14 protein-coding genes are annotated in these 15,818 nt (G+C 65.6%); 12 read left to right on the forward strand and 2 right to left on the reverse strand.

Annotation, left to right across the window (positions count from 1 at the left end; genetic code table 11):
* Positions 1-153: 153 nt before the first annotated feature.
* The 3 genes from NX862_RS02320 to NX862_RS02330 are packed head-to-tail and all read left to right on the forward strand — an operon-like array spanning position 154 to position 4,465.
* The gene (locus tag NX862_RS02320; protein ID WP_264492258.1) at positions 154-1,188 is read left to right on the forward strand and encodes a cysteine synthase A; all 1,035 of its coding nucleotides are present in this window, start codon (positions 154-156) and stop codon (positions 1,186-1,188) included.
* A complete protein-coding gene (locus NX862_RS02325; protein ID WP_264492259.1) occupies positions 1,185-3,755 on the forward strand; it encodes a DUF3772 domain-containing protein in 2,571 nt (856 codons plus the stop codon). Before NX862_RS02320 ends, NX862_RS02325 begins: the two co-directional genes overlap by 4 nt.
* Positions 3,752-4,465, forward strand: coding sequence for an alanyl-tRNA editing protein (locus NX862_RS02330; protein ID WP_264492260.1), 714 nt, complete (start codon positions 3,752-3,754; stop codon positions 4,463-4,465). Before NX862_RS02325 ends, NX862_RS02330 begins: the two co-directional genes overlap by 4 nt.
* Positions 4,466-4,618: 153 nt before the next feature.
* On the opposite strand, the gene NX862_RS02335 is transcribed toward NX862_RS02330, so the two are convergent.
* On the reverse strand, positions 4,619-6,976 hold the full coding sequence (locus tag NX862_RS02335; RefSeq protein ID WP_264492261.1) for a glycoside hydrolase family 3 N-terminal domain-containing protein: 2,358 nt from the start codon (positions 6,974-6,976) through the stop codon (positions 4,619-4,621).
* A gap of 133 nt (positions 6,977-7,109) precedes the next feature.
* On the opposite strand from NX862_RS02335, the gene trxC reads away from it, so the two are divergent.
* Positions 7,110-7,550 carry a thioredoxin TrxC gene (gene trxC / locus NX862_RS02340; RefSeq protein ID WP_264492262.1) on the forward strand — a complete coding sequence of 147 codons (441 nt, stop codon included), beginning with the start codon at positions 7,110-7,112 and terminating at the stop codon, positions 7,548-7,550.
* On the opposite strand, the gene NX862_RS02345 is transcribed toward trxC, so the two are convergent.
* A complete protein-coding gene (locus tag NX862_RS02345; RefSeq protein ID WP_264492263.1) occupies positions 7,544-8,377 on the reverse strand; it encodes a MurR/RpiR family transcriptional regulator in 834 nt (277 codons plus the stop codon). The genes trxC and NX862_RS02345 overlap by 7 nt on opposite strands.
* A gap of 102 nt (positions 8,378-8,479) precedes the next feature.
* On the opposite strand from NX862_RS02345, the gene NX862_RS02350 reads away from it, so the two are divergent.
* From NX862_RS02350 to NX862_RS02385, 8 genes are read left to right on the forward strand one after another with little or no spacing between them, the layout of a single operon-like run.
* Positions 8,480-9,502: a polyamine ABC transporter substrate-binding protein gene (locus tag NX862_RS02350; RefSeq protein ID WP_264492264.1), complete on the forward strand. Its 1,023-nt coding sequence runs from the start codon at positions 8,480-8,482 to the stop codon at positions 9,500-9,502.
* Positions 9,499-10,530, forward strand: coding sequence for an ABC transporter ATP-binding protein (locus NX862_RS02355; protein ID WP_264492265.1), 1,032 nt, complete (start codon positions 9,499-9,501; stop codon positions 10,528-10,530). Before NX862_RS02350 ends, NX862_RS02355 begins: the two co-directional genes overlap by 4 nt.
* On the forward strand, positions 10,530-11,402 hold the full coding sequence (locus NX862_RS02360; protein WP_264492266.1) for an ABC transporter permease: 873 nt from the start codon (positions 10,530-10,532) through the stop codon (positions 11,400-11,402). Before NX862_RS02355 ends, NX862_RS02360 begins: the two co-directional genes overlap by 1 nt.
* Positions 11,395-12,213 carry an ABC transporter permease gene (locus NX862_RS02365; RefSeq protein WP_264492267.1) on the forward strand — a complete coding sequence of 273 codons (819 nt, stop codon included), beginning with the start codon at positions 11,395-11,397 and terminating at the stop codon, positions 12,211-12,213. Before NX862_RS02360 ends, NX862_RS02365 begins: the two co-directional genes overlap by 8 nt.
* The gene (locus NX862_RS02370; RefSeq protein WP_264492268.1) at positions 12,210-13,283 is read left to right on the forward strand and encodes a DmpA family aminopeptidase; all 1,074 of its coding nucleotides are present in this window, start codon (positions 12,210-12,212) and stop codon (positions 13,281-13,283) included. The genes NX862_RS02365 and NX862_RS02370 overlap by 4 nt, the downstream gene beginning before the upstream one ends.
* A 57-nt stretch (positions 13,284-13,340) precedes the next feature.
* Positions 13,341-14,309, forward strand: coding sequence for a signal recognition particle-docking protein FtsY (gene ftsY / locus NX862_RS02375; RefSeq protein ID WP_264492269.1), 969 nt, complete (start codon positions 13,341-13,343; stop codon positions 14,307-14,309).
* Entirely contained in the window at positions 14,310-15,206 is an 897-nt protein-coding gene (locus NX862_RS02380; protein WP_264492270.1) for an EamA family transporter, read from the forward strand.
* Positions 15,203-15,817, forward strand: a complete 615-nt coding sequence (locus tag NX862_RS02385; RefSeq protein ID WP_264492271.1) for an inner membrane-spanning protein YciB — start codon at positions 15,203-15,205, stop codon at positions 15,815-15,817. Before NX862_RS02380 ends, NX862_RS02385 begins: the two co-directional genes overlap by 4 nt.
* The last annotated feature ends 1 nt before the right edge of the window (position 15,818 follow it).

Genomic DNA, 15,818 nt, shown 5'->3' on the forward strand with positions numbered 1-15,818 from the left:
CCGAGCCGGTTGGGGCGCAAGCCCCAGAGGCGAGAGAAAATCTTGCGCCGTCAGGCGCTCAATTTGGTGTGCGGGGGCTGCGGGAGGCTTCCGGGCTTGCTTGAGTTTCGCCGCCCGCCCCCTTACACAGGGGGAAAGGTGAAGAGGACCCAAATGCGCATCCACAGCGATCTGGCCGATACGATCGGCAACACGCCCCTCCTGAAGCTCAAGCGGGCCTCTGAGCTGACGGGCTGCACCATCCTGGGCAAATGCGAATTCCTGAACCCCGGCCAGTCGGTCAAGGACCGGGCGGCGCTGTATATCATCAAGGACGCCATCGCGCGCGGCGCCTTGAAACCCGGCGGCACGATCGTTGAGGGCACGGCCGGGAACACCGGGATCGGGCTGGCCTTGGTCGGCGCCTCGATGGGGTTTCGCACCGTCATTGTCATCCCGGAAACCCAGTCGCAGGAAAAGAAGGACATGTTGCGTCTTGCGGGCGCCGAACTGGTTCAGGTCCCGGCTGTGCCTTACAAGAACCCCAACAACTATGTCCGCTATTCCGGTCGTCTGGCCGAGGCCCTGAACCGCACCGAGCCCAATGGCGCGATCTGGGCCAACCAGTTCGACAACGTGGCCAACAGGCTCTCGCATATCGAGACCACCGGCCCCGAGATCTGGGAGCAGACCGGGGGCCATGTTGACGGCTTTATCTGCGCCGTGGGCTCGGGGGGGACTTTGGCGGGCGTCGGCATGGCCCTGCAGCCCAAGGGCGTCAAGATCGGCCTGGCCGATCCCGAGGGCGCGGCCTTGCACGCCTGGTATACCTCGGGCGTCTTCGACAGCCCCGGGACCTCGATCACCGAGGGCATCGGTCAGGGCCGCATCACCGCCAACCTTGAAGGCTTCAAGCCCGATTTCAGCTATCGCATCCCCGATGCCGAGGCGCTGCCCTTGGTCTTTGAAATGCTGGAGGACGAGGGGATCTGCCTTGGCGGATCGTCGGGCATCAACATCGCCGGGGCCATCCGCATGGCGCGCGACATGGGGCCGGGCAAGACCATCGTCACCATCCTGTGCGACTATGGCAACCGCTATCAGTCGAAACTTTATAACCCCGCTTTCCTGAAGGAAAAGGGCTTGCCGGTGCCGACATGGCTGGACCGCGCGCCCAAGGGCCTGCCGACGGTCTTTGAGGACGCATGAGCCGCGCAGGCCGGATGCTGCATCTGGCGCTGGTGGCGGGTCTGGCGCTTGCGCTGGGGCCGGGGCTGGCACTGGCGCAGGCTACTGGGGGGGCCTCGGGTGGGGCTGCGCCGGGCCAGGCGCCGCTGACCGTCCAGGCTGACAGTTCCGGCGCGCTGATCCCGGCCAAGCCGCTGACCGTGGAAGGCGGGGCTCCGGTCTCGGGCGGGTTTGCGCCGCAGGGCGGGGCCAAGCCCCAGGCGGCCAACGGGGGCGCCAAGCCCATCGCCTCTGGCGGGGCTTCGGGCGGGGCCCTGGACTATCAGGGCTGGGAACGGATGGCCGTGCGCGCCGAAAGCGCGCTGACCAACCAGTCGCTGTCCAACCAGGGGCTGGAGACGCTGCGCACCGAACTGACGCGCTGGCGCGAGCAGCTTTCGGGCGCGCAATCGGCCAATTCCACCCGCATCGCCACGCTGAAGGATCAGATCGACGCCCTTGGCCCGCCGCCCGAGGGCGACGCCGCCGAAGAGCCCGAGATCGCCACCCGCCGCGCCGAACTGACGGCGCAGATGGGCCGCCTTCAGGCCCCCGGGATCGCCGCCGAAGAGGCCTATCGCCGCGCCGACGGCCTGATCCGCGAGATTGACCGGCTGTTGCGCGAACGCCAGGCCTCGGAGCTGCTGAAGCTTTGGCCCAATCCGCTCTATCCGCCGAATTGGTCGGATGCGGTCCAGGCGCTGTCGGACACGGCGATGGCGCTGTGGGACGAGACGGCGCGGCGCGTGAACGACCAACTTGCCCTGCGCCGGCTGGTCAACAACCTGCCGCTGATGCTGCCGCTTTTGGTGCTGTCGTTGGCCCTGTTGTGGCGCGGGCGGCATTGGACGCAAACCGGGCTGACCTATCTGCTGGGCACGGCGCCGGTGCGGGGGCGGCGCATCCTGGCCTCGATGGCCTCGATCCTGCCGTTCCTGGTGCCGGTCGTGGCCTGTCTTTTGCTGCAAGAGGCCCTGGCCCTGACCGCCATGCTTGGCCCGATCGGGACGCAGATTGCCAGCGGTTTCGGGTCGATGTGCTTTTCGGTCATGATGGCGGTCTGGCTTGGGTCGCGGGTCTTTCCGCTGGCCGAGGGGCCGATGCTTTTGCCCCTGCCGCCGGAACGCCGGGCCGAGGGGCGGTTCCTGACCACGATCTTCGGGGTCTTGATCGCCCTGGCCGTGTTGCGCCGGGCCGCGATGTCCGATCTGGACCTGTCGGATGCCGCCGCCTCGGTTCTGAACCTGCCGGGGATCTTGGTCGGGGCGGTCGTGCTGGTGCGCATCGGTCAGCTGATGAACCGCGCGGACGACGGCAGCGACGAGGGCCGCGCGGCCTATGGCACGCGGATCGTGCGGATCTTGGCCCGGGGGGTGATCCTTTTCGGCCTGATCGCGCCCGCCCTTGCGGCGGTGGGCTATGTTTCGGCGGCCTCGGCGCTGATCTTTCCGTCCTTTACCACGCTTGCCCTGGCGGCGGTTCTGTATCTCGCTCAGGGGCTTGTGGGGGATATCTATGCCCTGTTGACCAAATCCGAGGACGGGGACGCGCTGGTTCCGGTGCTGATCTCTTTTGCCCTGGCGCTGGCGACCTTGCCTTTGGTCGCGCTGATCTGGGGGGCGCGGGTCGCTGACCTGACAGAGCTTTGGACCCGGTTCCAGGAAGGCTTTCAGCTGGGTGAGACGCGGATTTCGCCGACCGACTTCCTGTTCTTTGCCGTGATCTTTGGCTTGGGCCTGACCCTGACGCGGCTGTTGCAGGGGGCCTTGAAGAATTCGGTCCTGCCGCGGACCTCTTTGGATCAGGGCGGGCAGAATGCGGTGGTCTCGGGGCTGGGCTACCTTGGGATTCTCGTCTCGGCCTTGGCTGCGATCAATGCGACGGGGATTGACCTGTCCGGCCTGGCCATCGTCGCCGGTGCCCTGTCGGTCGGTATCGGTTTCGGCCTGCAGACCATCGTGTCGAATTTCGTGTCCGGCATCATCCTGTTGATCGAACGCCCGGTGTCAGAGGGCGACTGGATCGAGGTCGGCACGGTGCAAGGCACGGTCAAGGCGATCTCGGTGCGGTCCACCCGCATCCAGACCTTTGACCGGTCCGATGTGATCGTGCCCAACAGCGACCTGATCACGCGACAGGTGACGAACTGGACGCGGTTTTCGCTGACGGGGCGGTTGATCGTGCCGGTTTCGGTGCCCCTGACCGAGGACAGCCGGCGGGTGTCAAAGCTGTTGCGTGACATTGCCGAGGCGCAGCCCCTGGTCCTGCTTTCGCCGCCGCCGGCCGTGATCTTCATGGGCTTTGCCGGGGATGCGATGAACTTCGAGATCCGAGTGATCTTGCGCGATGTGAATTTCCAGCACGATGTGCGGACCGAAATCAACCACCAGATCGCGGCGCGGTTCGTGGCCGAGGGTGTGGCCTTCTCGTCCGCCTATCGCGATTTCATGCAGAAGAAAAAGGACGATGCCGCGGCCGAGGCCGAAAAGCTGGCCGAAGAGGCGCAACATGTCGCGGCGGTGGCGGCGATCCTGGGGGGGAAGTCATGACCGAGATGCTGTTTCGCGACGATGCCTATCTGGCCGAGGCGGAGGCCCGCGTGGTGGGCCACACGCCCGAGGGCGGGATCGTGCTGTCGGCCTCGGTGTTCTATCCGACCGGGGGCGGGCAGCCCGGGGACAGCGGCTGGCTGTCGTGGGAGGGCGGGCGGATGGCGATTGCCACGGCGCTGAAGCATGAGGGCGGCGTGGCGCTGGTCCCGGGCGAGGTCGTGGCCCTGCCGCCGGTGGGGACGGTCGTGGTGCAAAGCCTGGACTGGGAGCGGCGCCATCGCCACATGCGGGTGCATACGGCGCTGCATCTGTTGTCGGTGGTGATCCCCTTGGCCGTGACGGGCGGCCAGATCGGCGCCGAGCGCGGGCGGCTGGATTTCGACATGCCAGAGCCACCGCAGGACCTTGCCGCCATCGAGGACCGGTTGAACCGGCTGATCGACTTGGACCTGGCCGTGACCGAGACCTGGATCACGGATGAAGAGCTTGCGGCCAATCCGGGGCTGGTCAAGACCATGTCGGTGCGGCCTCCGGTGGGGCAGGGGCGGGTGCGGTTGGTGCGGATCGGGTTGGGCGAGACCCAGGTGGATTTGCAGCCCTGCGGCGGAACCCATGTGGCGCGGACCTCGGAGATCGGCCGCGTGGCCCTGACCAAGGTCGAGAAAAAGGGCCGCCAGAACCGCCGCGTGACGCTGGAGCTGGTGTAAGGCTTTCGGCCCGACGTTTTCGGGTCTGGGGCGCCCTCGGATTTCTGCGAAATCCTCGGGCTGCGCGGCGGCGGGGGGGGCTTTTGACGGGGGCATCGAGCCCCCGCCAAAAGCTGCTGCCGCGGGCTTTTGGTGTCGCCCGCGGGTTTTGGGTCAGCCGATCCTGGCCTTGGACTGCATGCGCCAGTCTTTCGGCAGGGCGCGCGGGGCGGTTCCTGTCACCTCGACCTCGCCCTTCAGCCTGATATCGGCCGACGACGCGCCCAACAGGACATCGAACATCCCGGGCTCGACGATGCGGTGGCCCTGATAGCCGGTGAAGTTCAGCATATCGACGGGCAGGTCGAATGTGACCCGCCGCGCCGCGCCGGGCTCCAGGTCCAGGCGGGCAAAGGCCTTCAGCTCTTTGACCGGACGCACCAAGGAGGCCACACGGTCGCGAACATAGAGCTGCACCACCTCGACCCCTTTGCGGGCGCCGGTGTTGGTGACGGTCAGGCTGGCGGTCACGCTGCCCTCAAGGCTGACCTGCGGCGAGACCTGCAGGTCCGTCCAGGCGAAATCCGTATAGGACAGACCATGGCCAAAGGGATAATCCGACCCGAAATGCCGGGCGACCGGCGTGCCCGAGGCCTTGAATTTGTGGTTGTAGAAATAGGGCGAGGCGCCGGCGCTGCGGGGAACGGAAAGGGTCAGGCGACCCGAAGGCTCCACCGCCCCGGTCAGGACATTTGCCACGGCATGTCCGCCTTGCTCGCCGGGGAACCAGGCATAGACCTGGGCCGCCAGACGGCTTTCAAGCCCGCCAAGGTTATAGGGCCGCCCCGAGGTCACGATGACCACCGTGGGCGTGCCGGTATCGACCACGGCTTGCAACAGCGCCTGCTGGACGCCGGGCAGGTCCAGCGTCTCGGCGTCCGAGCCCTCGCCCACGGTGCCGGTCTGGAAGATGCCGGACAGGTCGCCCACGCAGACCACGGCCAGCTCTGCGGCGCGTGCGGCGGCCACCGCCTCGGGGATCAGGTCAAGGCGGGTGGACAGCGGCGACACCTGATGCAACCGCGTCGGATCGGCCACATCGCCGGGGAACACCGGCGCGCCCGCCGACCGCGTTTCAAGGATATGGCAGCCCCTTGCATAGGTGACATCGGGCATCAGCGCCCGGAAGCCCTGCAACAGGGTGACGACCGAAGAGGCGTCCTCTTTCGCGTCCATGTTGATCAGGTGGACGGGGAAGGAATAATCCCCCAGCAAAGCCAGCGGATCATCGGCGGTCGGGCCAATGACGGCGATGCGGGTGGCCGGTGCAATCGGCAAAGCGCCGCGGTTGTCCAGGATCACCACCGATTGCTCGGCCACCTCACGGGCCAGCGCCAGGGCCTCGGGCGTGCGCAGGCGAATGGCGCCCTCGTCCGCGAAAGGCGTCTCGAACAGGCCGATGCGGAATTTCTCGTGCAGGGAGCGGCGGAGCGTCTCGTCGATTTCGGCCATGGTGATCAGACCCCGGTCCAGCGCCATGGCCAGCTGCGAGGCACATTCATCGGCGGGCAGTTCGACATCCAGACCGGCCCGGAACGACAGGGCTGCCGAGGCCGCCGCATCCGCCGTCACCCCGTGATGGGCGTGCAGCAACGTGACCCCGATGTAATCGGCCACCACGATGCCCTCAAACCCCCATTCGCCGCGCAAGACATCCGTCAGCAGATGCCTGGACCCATGGACGGGCTCGTTGTCGATGTCGTGATAGGCGGGCATGACCGAGGAGGCCTGGCCGAGCTTTACGGCCATTTCAAACGGCAACATGAAGTCGTCATTCAGCTCGCGCCAGCCCAGATGCACGGGGGCATGGTTGCGCGCGCCCTCACTGAAAGAATGGCCGACGTAATGCTTCAATGTCGCCAGCCGCTTGCGATCCGGCCCCTGCAAGCCGCGCACATAGGCCAGGGCCATTTCACCGACCAGATAGGGGTCCTCGCCAAAGGTCTCTTCGGTGCGGCCCCAACGCGCATCCCGCGCCACGTCCAACACCGGAGCCAGCCCCTGATGGCCGCCGACCGAGGCCATCTCGTCGCCAATCGCCGCGCCGACGCGCTGGATCAGGGCAGGGTTCCAGGTCGCGCCATAGCCCAGCGACGAGGGGAACAGCGTCGCATCCCGCGCCATCAGACCCGACAGACATTCTTCGTGCGACAGAACCGGGATGCCCAGCCGGGTTTCCTCGACCATCAGCTTTTGCAGCCGGTTCAGCGCCCGCACGCCTTTCGCCGGATCGACCGCCGCCGTGCCCAGGGGCCGCGTGATCTGCCCCAGACCCAGAAGCAGCCTTTGGCGCAGGGTGTCGGCCTCGGTCCCGCGGATGAAGGCATCGCCGCGGACCTTGTGGGCGCCGTCCTCGTCCAGCACCAGCCACATGGCATGCAGCTGGGCGAATTTCTCTTCTGGCGTCATGCGGGCGATCAGATCGGCCACACGGGTTTCAATCGGCGCATTGGGGTTTTGATAGGGGTGCATCGGGGTCTCCTCTTGGCCCGGCACCCTAAAGCGGGGTCTCGGGGGATGCAAAAGGTTTCCTGTAACGATTACGGAGCCCTTGTGCGGCCGGGCACGGCATATATATCAAGCGTGGAATGTAAGGAGGCTCTAGATGCGGCTGACATGTATGGACTGCGGCCAGGCCAACCGGGTGCCGGAGGATCGCATGACCCAGGCGCCGAAATGTGGCGTCTGCGGGGCGGGGCTGGTGACGGGCAAGGTGGGGGCGCTGGACATGGGCACCCATGACAAGCTGATCCGCGACGACATGCCCGTGGTCATCGACTATTGGGCGCCCTGGTGCGGGCCTTGCCGCCAGATGGCGCCGGAATTTGCCAAGGCGGCGGCGGCTGTGCCGGGCACCCGCTTTGCCAAGATCGACACGCAGGACCACCCGGCCGTCTCGGCCCGGCTGGGCATCCGGGGCATCCCGCTGCTGATCCTGTGGCACAAGGGACGTGAGGTCGCCCGGCTGGCCGGCGCGCGTCCTGCGGCCGAGATCGCGGCCTTTGCAGGCTCAGTAACGGTCGGGTCGGTAAGGCCGGGTCAGTAAAGGTCCAGGCCACGTAGCAGCCCGGGCCAGGCCTCGATCCGCGCCCGCGTGGCCTCCGGCGCCTGCAGGGCCACGGCATGCAGGATCACATTCATCATGGTCGTCATCGGCCCGGTGCTTTCCAGGAAAGCATCCACCTTGGTCTGGACGTGAAAGACAAAGGGCGTCTCGGCGGCGGCCCAGGTGTTCAGCTCATCCGTGACCACCACCGCCGCCATCCCCAGGCTGCGGGCCAGGCGCAGGATCGGCAGGGCCTCACGCGCATAGGGGGCCATGTCGACCATCACCAGGCAGGCGCCGGACTGCCGCGGCGGCAGCCATTCGACCAGGCCATCGTCATGGGGCGACAGGAATCGCACCGCGCCCCGCACGATGGCAAGCCTGCGGGCGAAGTCCTCGGCAATGCCGCGGATCGACTGAAAGCCCGTCACATGGACCTCTTGCGCCTCGGCAATCGCCTGGATCGCCCCCCCCCATGCGGGCTTTTCCACCTCGGCCGCGAGCGCCAGCACGGCTTCGGCGTCGCGTTTCAGCAGGCTGCCGATCTCGCCCTCGGGCAGGCGGAAATAGTGATCGGGCGAAACTTGCGCCAGATGGGCGCTTTGCAGCGCGTCCTTCAGCCCCGCCAGCCCCTTGAAGCCCGCGCGTTTCAGGAACCTACTGACGGTGATTTCGCTGACCCCGGTCTTGGCCGCGACCGAAGCCCCGGTCTCATTGCCCAGACTTGCCACATTCAGCGCCAGCCATTGGGCAATCGCTGCCTCTGATTTGGTCAAACCGCCCGGGATCTGGCGCAATCTTTGGGCAAGCGGGGTCTCATCGGTCATGACAGCGTTTACAGCTTTATTTTTGAATGTTAGCCTTCTGTCATAACGATAACACGCCCGACCGGGCAGGCAAAGCCCCGCGGGTCCAACCGGGAGACGATGATGAAGGTCTATGCTTTGGCCCTTGGCCTGATGGCGTCCGCGGCTTCGATCCAGGCTGCGGGGGCCGAGACCCTCGCGCTGTATAACTGGGGCGATTACATCAACCCCGAGATCCTGGCGGGTTTCACCGCCGAAACCGGGATCGAAGTGACCCTGGACACCTATTCGTCGAACGAAGAGATGCTGGCCAAGATCCAGGCCGGGGCCACGGGCTATGACATCGTTTTCCCCTCGGTGCATATGAATGACATCATGCTGAAGCTGGGGCTGCTGGAAAAGACCGACATCAACCTTTCCCCCGGGTTTGCGGCAATCGACCCGGCCAACCTGCGGTCGAAAGAGGACCCGGACAGCGCCTATTGCCTGCCCTATGCCTGGGGCACGGTGGGGATCTTTTACAACGAAAAGGTCACGGGGCCGATCACCGGCTGGGCCGATTACTTCGCTGCGGCCGAAAAGGGCGCCAAGGTCACGCTGTTGGACGACATGCGCGAGGTCGTGGCGGTGGGGCTGATCATGACCGGCAAATCGGTCAACTCGACCGATCCGGCCGACCTGCAAGGCGCGGTGGATTACCTGCTGTCGCAAAAGTCCAAGGTCGCGGCCTTCACCTATGATTCCATGTCCATGCTGACCTCGGGCGACATCGGCGCCGCGCATTTCTTTGTCGGTGGCAATGTGTTCTTCACCCAGACGCCGGATGTGAAATACGTCATCCCGGTCGAGGGCGCGACGATGTATCAGGAAAACATCTGCGTCCTGAAGACCGCGCCGAACAAGGCCGCGGCCAAGGCCTTCATGGAATTCTACCTGCGCCCCGAGATTGCCGCGCTGAACGTGGCCCAGCAGTTCAACGGCACCGCCAATGTGCCCGCCCGCGATCTGGTGCCCGATTTCATCAAGCAGAACCCCACGATCAACGTCCCGGCCGAAACGCTGACCCGGTTGCAGATCTTCGAGGACCTTGGCGCGGGGCTGAAGCTTTATGACCGCGCCTGGAACACGATCCGGACCGCGCAATGAGCCTGCTTTCGGTCAGGGGCGCGCGGCGTGTGTTCCAGACCCCGGAGGGCGGCCGGCTGGCGGCCCTCGATGGGGTCGACCTGCAGGTCGGTGCGGAGGAATTCGTGACGCTGCTTGGCCCCTCGGGCTGCGGCAAGACCACGCTTTTGCGCGCGATTTCGGGCTTCGAGGCGCTGGATGAAGGCACGATCCACCTGCAGGGCGCGGACCTTTTGCGCCTGGCCCCCTATCGCCGTCCGGTCAACACGGTCTTTCAAAGCTATGCGCTCTTTGGCCATATGTCGGTGGCGCGCAACGTGGGTTATGCCTTGGAAGTCCGGGGGATGGGACGCGCCGCCCGCCAGGCCCGGGTGGATGAGGCGCTGGAGAAAGTGGGCCTCTCCGGCCTCGGCGCCCGCGCCATCGGTCAGTTGTCGGGCGGCCAAAGGCAGCGCGTGGCTTTGGCCCGGGCCATCGTGGCCGAACCGCGGCTTCTGCTCTTGGACGAGCCCCTGTCGGCCCTGGATCGCAACCTGCGCCAACAGATGCAACTGGAGCTGAAGGCGCTGCAGGCCCGGCTTGGCATCGCCTTTGTCTTCGTCACCCATGACCAGGAAGAGGCCCTGACCATGTCCGACCGCGTGGTGGTCATGCGCAAGGGCCGCATCGAACAGATCGGCCCCCCGCGTGAGATTTACCGCAAGCCCCGCACAAGGTTCGTGGCGGAATTCATCGGCGAAACCAACCTTTTCGACCTTGATGCGCAGGGCCGCACCCCAGAGGGACTCATCTTCGCCGTGCCCAATCCTCCGGCGGCGCGGTTCACCGCCTGCCTGCGGCCCTCGGATTTTCACCTGGCCGAACAGGGCATCGCGGGGGTCGTTACCAAGGTCGTCTATCTGGGTGCCGACCTGCATCTTTATGTGCAACCGAAAGTGGGAGGCCCCGAACTGCGTGTCACCGCCCGTGACCATGCCGCCGCCCCGGTCGTCGGCGCCGAGGTCCATTTGGGCCATGACCCCGAAGCCCTGCACCTGTTGGAGGCGTGATGCGGCAAAGCACCTTCCTCGCGGCTCTGCTGGCCCCCGCCACACTGTTCCTGGGTGTCTTTTTCCTGGGGCCGCTTTTGATCATCGCGGTCTTTTCGCTTTTGACGCCGGGGCTTTACGGCGGTGTCGAATGGAGCTTTTACCACCAGAACTACGGCCGCATCTTTGGCTGGGCCGATGGGATCATGGAAATCTATGAGCCGGTCTATCTGCAAATCCTGCTGCGGTCGCTGGGCTTTGCCGCCCTGACTGTCGGTCTGTGTCTGGTGATCTGTTACCCCGTGGCCTTCTGGGTCGCGCGATTGCCGCCCCGTGCGCGGCTGTTCTGCCTGTTCCTCGTGACGCTGCCCTTCTTCTCCAGCCTGATCGTGCGGCTTTACGCCTGGCTCTTGATCCTGAAACCCTCGGGGCTGCTCAATCAGACGCTGTTGGCCACGGGCTTGATCCAGACCCCGCTGGAGATCCTTTACACCCAATCCGCCGTCGTTCTGGGGCTGGTCTATGTCATGGTCCCCTTCATGTTCCTGCCGCTTTACAGTGCCATCGACAACCTGGACCGGTCCATGGTCGAGGCCTCGATGGATCTGGGCGCGAACCGGGTGCAGACCTTCACCAAGGTCGTGCTGCCGCAGACCCTGCCGGGGATCATCGGGGGCGCGGTCATTGTCTTTATCCCCTCGGTCGGAAATTTCATCGTGCCGGATGTGCTGGGGGGCGCCAAGGGGCTGATGGTGGGCAATCTGGTCGAGCAACAGTTTCTGTCGGCGCGCAACTGGCCCTTTGGCGCGGCCTTGGCGATGATCGTCATGGGAGTCGTTCTGGCGACCCTGCTTTACGCCTCGGCCCGGGCGCGGAGTGCCGCCCATGCGTAGCCTTCTGACGCTGTGGTCCCTGGCCTTTTTCGCCTTTATCTATGCGCCCTTGGCGGTGATCGTCGCCTATTCCTTCAATGCCAACCCGGTCAACATGATGATCTGGGACGGGTTCACGTTGGACTGGTATCGCGGGCTGTTCGGGGCCGCGGTCGAACGGCCCGCCAGCGACGCGCTGTATATCGAGAATACCGACCAACTGCTGGCCGCGCTGCGCACCTCTTTGACCGTGGCGTTTTTCACCACGACCATTGCCACGGTGCTGGGGACCTCGCTGGCCATCGCGCTGGGGCGGGGGCGCTTTGTCGGCCAAAAGGCGCTGGGCGGCTTTCTTCTCTTGCCGATGATGATGCCCGATATCGTGCTGGGCATCGGCCTTTTGATCTTTTTCCTGACGCTGGGGATGCAGCTTTCGCTTCTGACCATCATCATCGGGCATTGCACCTTTTTGATCTCATATGTCTTCGTGATCGTGCAGGCGCGGTTGGCGGGGCTGGACCCGGCGCTGGAGGAAGCCTCGGCCGATCTGGGCGCCTCGCCCTTCGTCACCCTGCGCAAGGTCCTGATCCCGCAACTGGCGCCCGGCATCCTGGGCGGGGCGCTTTTGGCCTTTGTCATCTCGATGGATGACCTGGTCATCACCTATTTCATCGCGGGCACCGACAACACGACCTTGCCCGTCTTCATCTTCGGCATGATCCGTCGCGGCGTAAAGCCCGAGATCAACGCCATCGCCACGCTGATCATCTTGTCCTCGGTGGTGATCGCGGGGCTTGGCCTGTGGCTGCGCGCCAGAAAGACCCCAGCATGAAACCTCGCGCCAAGAAACTTAGGGCCCGCGACCTCGGCCTGCCCTTCAAGGGGCAGACCGGCCCGCTGAACGCCATCACCGATATCGCGGGGCTGACGGTGGGGTTTTGCACCCTGACCGATCCCGCGCGGGGCTTGCGGACCGGGGTCACGGCCATCCTGCCGCGCCCGGGGAGCGATCCTCAGCCGGTCTGGGCCGGCCACTATGCGCTGAACGGCAACGGAGAGATGACCGGCACGCATTGGATCAACGACGCGGGCTATTTCATCGGGCCGGTGCTGATCACCAACACCCATGGGGTGGGCGCGGCGCATCTGGGGGCGACCGAATGGATGATCGGCCACTATGCTGACTATTTTGCGAAGGAACATGCCTGGGCCATGCCCGTCGTGGCCGAGACCTATGACGGGGTGCTGAACGATATCAACGCGCTCTCGGTGCGCCCCGAACATGCGTTGGCCGCCTTGGCCGACCTGAAGCCCGGCCCGGTGGCCGAGGGCTCGACCGGCGGGGGCAACGGGATGATCGCCTATGAGTTCAAGGGCGGCACCGGGACCTCGTCTCGCCGCGTGGCCTTGGGGGGGCAGGATTACACGGTGGCGGCCTTGGTGCAGGCCAATCACGGCATCCGCCCCTGGCTTTCTGTTCTGGGCCGCCCGGTGGGCGAGCTGATGCCGGAAGGGTCGTTTTACGCCAAGGAAAGCGGGTCGATCATCGTGATCCTGGCCACCGATGCGCCGCTTTCGGGGCTGGCTTTGCGCCAGCTGGCCAAGCGGGCGGCCTTGGGGGTCGGGCGGGGCGGCACACCGGGGGGGAACAATTCGGGCGATATCTTCCTGGCGCTGTCCACCGCCAATCCCGGCCCCATGCCGCAATTCGCGCCTGCCTTGGCGCTGCGGCCCGAGCTGAACATCGAACTGCTGGACGACCTTTACCTGGGCGCCGTGCGGTCCGTCGAAGAGGCGGTGATCAACGCCCTGGTGGCGGGCGAGGACGTGGCGACCTTCAAGCCCCCGGGCCATATCTGCCGCGCCATCGACACCGGGCGGCTTCAGGCGCTTTTTGCCTGACGCTTGCATCGCGGGGCTGCGCGTCTTAGGTGGGGATAAAGCTTTCCCGAGGGTGACATGGCCTTTTTCTCCAAGCTGCGCGACCGTCTCTTCCGTTCGTCGGCCAAGATCGACGAGGGGCTGGACGCGCTGGTCAGCGAAGAGGCCCCCGAGAAACCGGGCCTGATCGGGCGGCTTCTGGGCCGGGACGAGGCGTCAAGGGTGCTTGATGATGCCATGCTGGAAAGCCTGGAAGAGCTGCTGATCCAGTCCGACATGGGGGTCGAGACCTCTTTGCGGGTCACGGCCAATATCGCGGCCGGGCGTCTGGGGCGGCGGGTGACGACGGCCGAGATCAAGGGCGCGCTGGCAGATGAGGTCGCGCGCATCCTGGAGCCCGTCGCGCGGCCCCTGCCGATCTATCCGCAAAAGCCGCAGGTCGTGTTGGTCGTGGGGGTCAATGGGTCGGGCAAGACCACGACGATCGGGAAACTCGCCAGCCAGTTCAAGGCGGCGGGCAAAAAGGTGGTGATTGCGGCGGGCGACACGTTTCGCGCGGCGGCGGTCGAACAGCTGCAGGTCTGGGGCACGCGGGCAGGGGTGCCGGTCCTGACCGCGCCAGAGGGCTCCGACCCCGCAAGCCTCGCCTTTGACGCGCTGACCCGCGCCCAGGCCGAGGGCGCCGACCTGTTGATGATCGACACGGCGGGCCGCTTGCAAAACCGCGCCGACCTGATGGAGGAGCTGGCCAAGATCGTTCGCGTCATCCGCAAGGTCGACCCCACCGCGCCGCATAACACGCTGTTGGTGCTGGATGCGACCACGGGGCAGAACGCGCTGGCCCAGGTCGAGATCTTTCGCAAGATCGCCGATGTCTCGGGGCTTGTGATGACCAAGCTGGATGGCACGGCGCGCGGCGGCGTCCTGGTGGCGCTGGCCGACAAATTCGGCCTGCCGATCCATGCGATTGGCGTGGGCGAACAGATCGACGACCTGCAGCCCTTTGATCCGCAGGATTTCGCGCGGGCTCTGGTGGGTCTGGACTGATTGGGCCAGATCGTCACCTCTTTGGCAGGCACGGCCGAGGGGCACCGGATCGCCGTCATTCTTGCCATCGTGGCGGCCTTTCTTCATGCGTTGTTTGGCGCGCTGCAAAAGGGCCGCGATGACCCTTGGCTGGCGCGGGCCGCCATCGACGCCTGTTACGGGGTGATGGCGCTGCCGGTGGCCTTGTTCCTGGTGCCCTGGCCCACGCTGGCGCAGGCGCCGATCTTTGCCGGGGCCTTTGTCATCCATGCCGGATACAAGATCGCCCAGGCCATGACCTATGACCGCGCGCCCTATACCGTCGCCTATCCGATTGTCCGCGGCACCGGCCCGGTGTTCACGGTGATCTTTGCCGGGGCCGTCTTTGGCGAGGCCTTTGCCCCCGGCCAATGGGCGGGGCTTGGGCTGCTGGTCGCCGGCATCTTTGGCCTGTCGGTCGCGGCCCTGACCCGGATGGAGCGGCCGATGAGCCTGGCCCCCGCGCTGGCGCTGGCGCTGCTGACCGGAGGCTTTGTCGCCGCCTATACGACCTATGACGCCTGGGGGATCAGGGCGGTCGAGGACCCTTTTACCTTTCTGGCCTGGTTCTTTGTGGTCGACAGCCTGTTCATCCCGGCCCTGACCTGGCGGCGCTGGCAAGGGGTTGACCGCGCCCGGCTAGGGGGCCTGGCGGCGCGGGGCGTCTTTGGCGCGCTGGTGGCATTTGCCTCTTTCGGGTCGGTGATGATTGCGACACGGTTGGATCATGTGGGGCTTGCGGCGGCCCTGCGCGAGACCTCGGTGGTCTTTGCGGCCTTGATCGGCTGGCTGGTCTTGGGTGAAAAGGTGGGATGGTTGCGCGGCGCCCTGATGGGGCTGATCGCACTGGGCGCCGTGATGATGGAGGTGGCAGCATGACGAAATGGAAAACCGCGCTGGAATACGGGCCTTTGGTCGTGTTCCTGCTGGCCTGGATGGCCTTCAAGGACCGCAGCGTGACGGTGGCGGGGGTCGCGTATCAGGGTCTGGTCCTGGCCACCGGGGTCTTTGTCGTGCTGCAGGCCTTGGCGACGCTGGCGCAATGGCGGCTGACGGGGAAGCTGTCGGGGATGCAGGTCTTTACCCTGGTCGTCGTGCTGTTCATGGGCGGGCTGACGATTTGGTTCAACGATGCGCATTTCATCAAGATGAAGCCGACCATCATCTATGTGTTTTTCGCGGGGATTCTGGGGCTTGGCCTGTTGCGCGGGCAAAGCTGGCTGAAGCTGGTCCTGGGCGAGGCTTTGCCCATGCAGGAACAGGGCTGGATGATCCTGACGCGGCGCATCGCGGTGTTCTTTCTGGTCATGGCACTTGCCAACGAGATCGTCTGGCGCAACTTCTCGGATGGGACCTGGCTGACCTTCAAGGTCGTGGGGCTGACGGTGGCGATGTTCGGGTTTCTGGTCAGCCAAGCCGGGCTTTTGCAGAAATACGGGACCGACAAGGACACGGACAAAGGCACCGACAAAGGCACCGACAAGACCTGAA

It is taken from the genome of Stagnihabitans lacustris, from assembly GCF_025950525.1.
Lineage (GTDB): Bacteria > Pseudomonadota > Alphaproteobacteria > Rhodobacterales > Rhodobacteraceae > Stagnihabitans.

What these genes read in the sequence shown, in the direction of transcription:
- NX862_RS02320 (WP_264492258.1), top strand. Translation starts at nt 154, where the DNA reads ATGCGCATCCACAGCGATCTGGCCGATACGATCGGCAACACGCCCCTC.
- NX862_RS02325 (WP_264492259.1), top strand. Translation starts at nt 1,185, where the DNA reads ATGAGCCGCGCAGGCCGGATGCTGCATCTGGCGCTGGTGGCGGGTCTG.
- NX862_RS02330 (WP_264492260.1), top strand. Translation starts at nt 3,752, where the DNA reads ATGACCGAGATGCTGTTTCGCGACGATGCCTATCTGGCCGAGGCGGAG.
- NX862_RS02335 (WP_264492261.1), bottom strand. Translation starts at nt 6,976, where the DNA reads ATGCACCCCTATCAAAACCCCAATGCGCCGATTGAAACCCGTGTGGCC.
- trxC (WP_264492262.1), top strand. Translation starts at nt 7,110, where the DNA reads ATGCGGCTGACATGTATGGACTGCGGCCAGGCCAACCGGGTGCCGGAG.
- NX862_RS02345 (WP_264492263.1), bottom strand. Translation starts at nt 8,377, where the DNA reads ATGACCGATGAGACCCCGCTTGCCCAAAGATTGCGCCAGATCCCGGGC.
- NX862_RS02350 (WP_264492264.1), top strand. Translation starts at nt 8,480, where the DNA reads ATGAAGGTCTATGCTTTGGCCCTTGGCCTGATGGCGTCCGCGGCTTCG.
- NX862_RS02355 (WP_264492265.1), top strand. Translation starts at nt 9,499, where the DNA reads ATGAGCCTGCTTTCGGTCAGGGGCGCGCGGCGTGTGTTCCAGACCCCG.
- NX862_RS02360 (WP_264492266.1), top strand. Translation starts at nt 10,530, where the DNA reads ATGCGGCAAAGCACCTTCCTCGCGGCTCTGCTGGCCCCCGCCACACTG.
- NX862_RS02365 (WP_264492267.1), top strand. Translation starts at nt 11,395, where the DNA reads ATGCGTAGCCTTCTGACGCTGTGGTCCCTGGCCTTTTTCGCCTTTATC.
- NX862_RS02370 (WP_264492268.1), top strand. Translation starts at nt 12,210, where the DNA reads ATGAAACCTCGCGCCAAGAAACTTAGGGCCCGCGACCTCGGCCTGCCC.
- ftsY (WP_264492269.1), top strand. Translation starts at nt 13,341, where the DNA reads ATGGCCTTTTTCTCCAAGCTGCGCGACCGTCTCTTCCGTTCGTCGGCC.
- NX862_RS02385 (WP_264492271.1), top strand. Translation starts at nt 15,203, where the DNA reads ATGACGAAATGGAAAACCGCGCTGGAATACGGGCCTTTGGTCGTGTTC.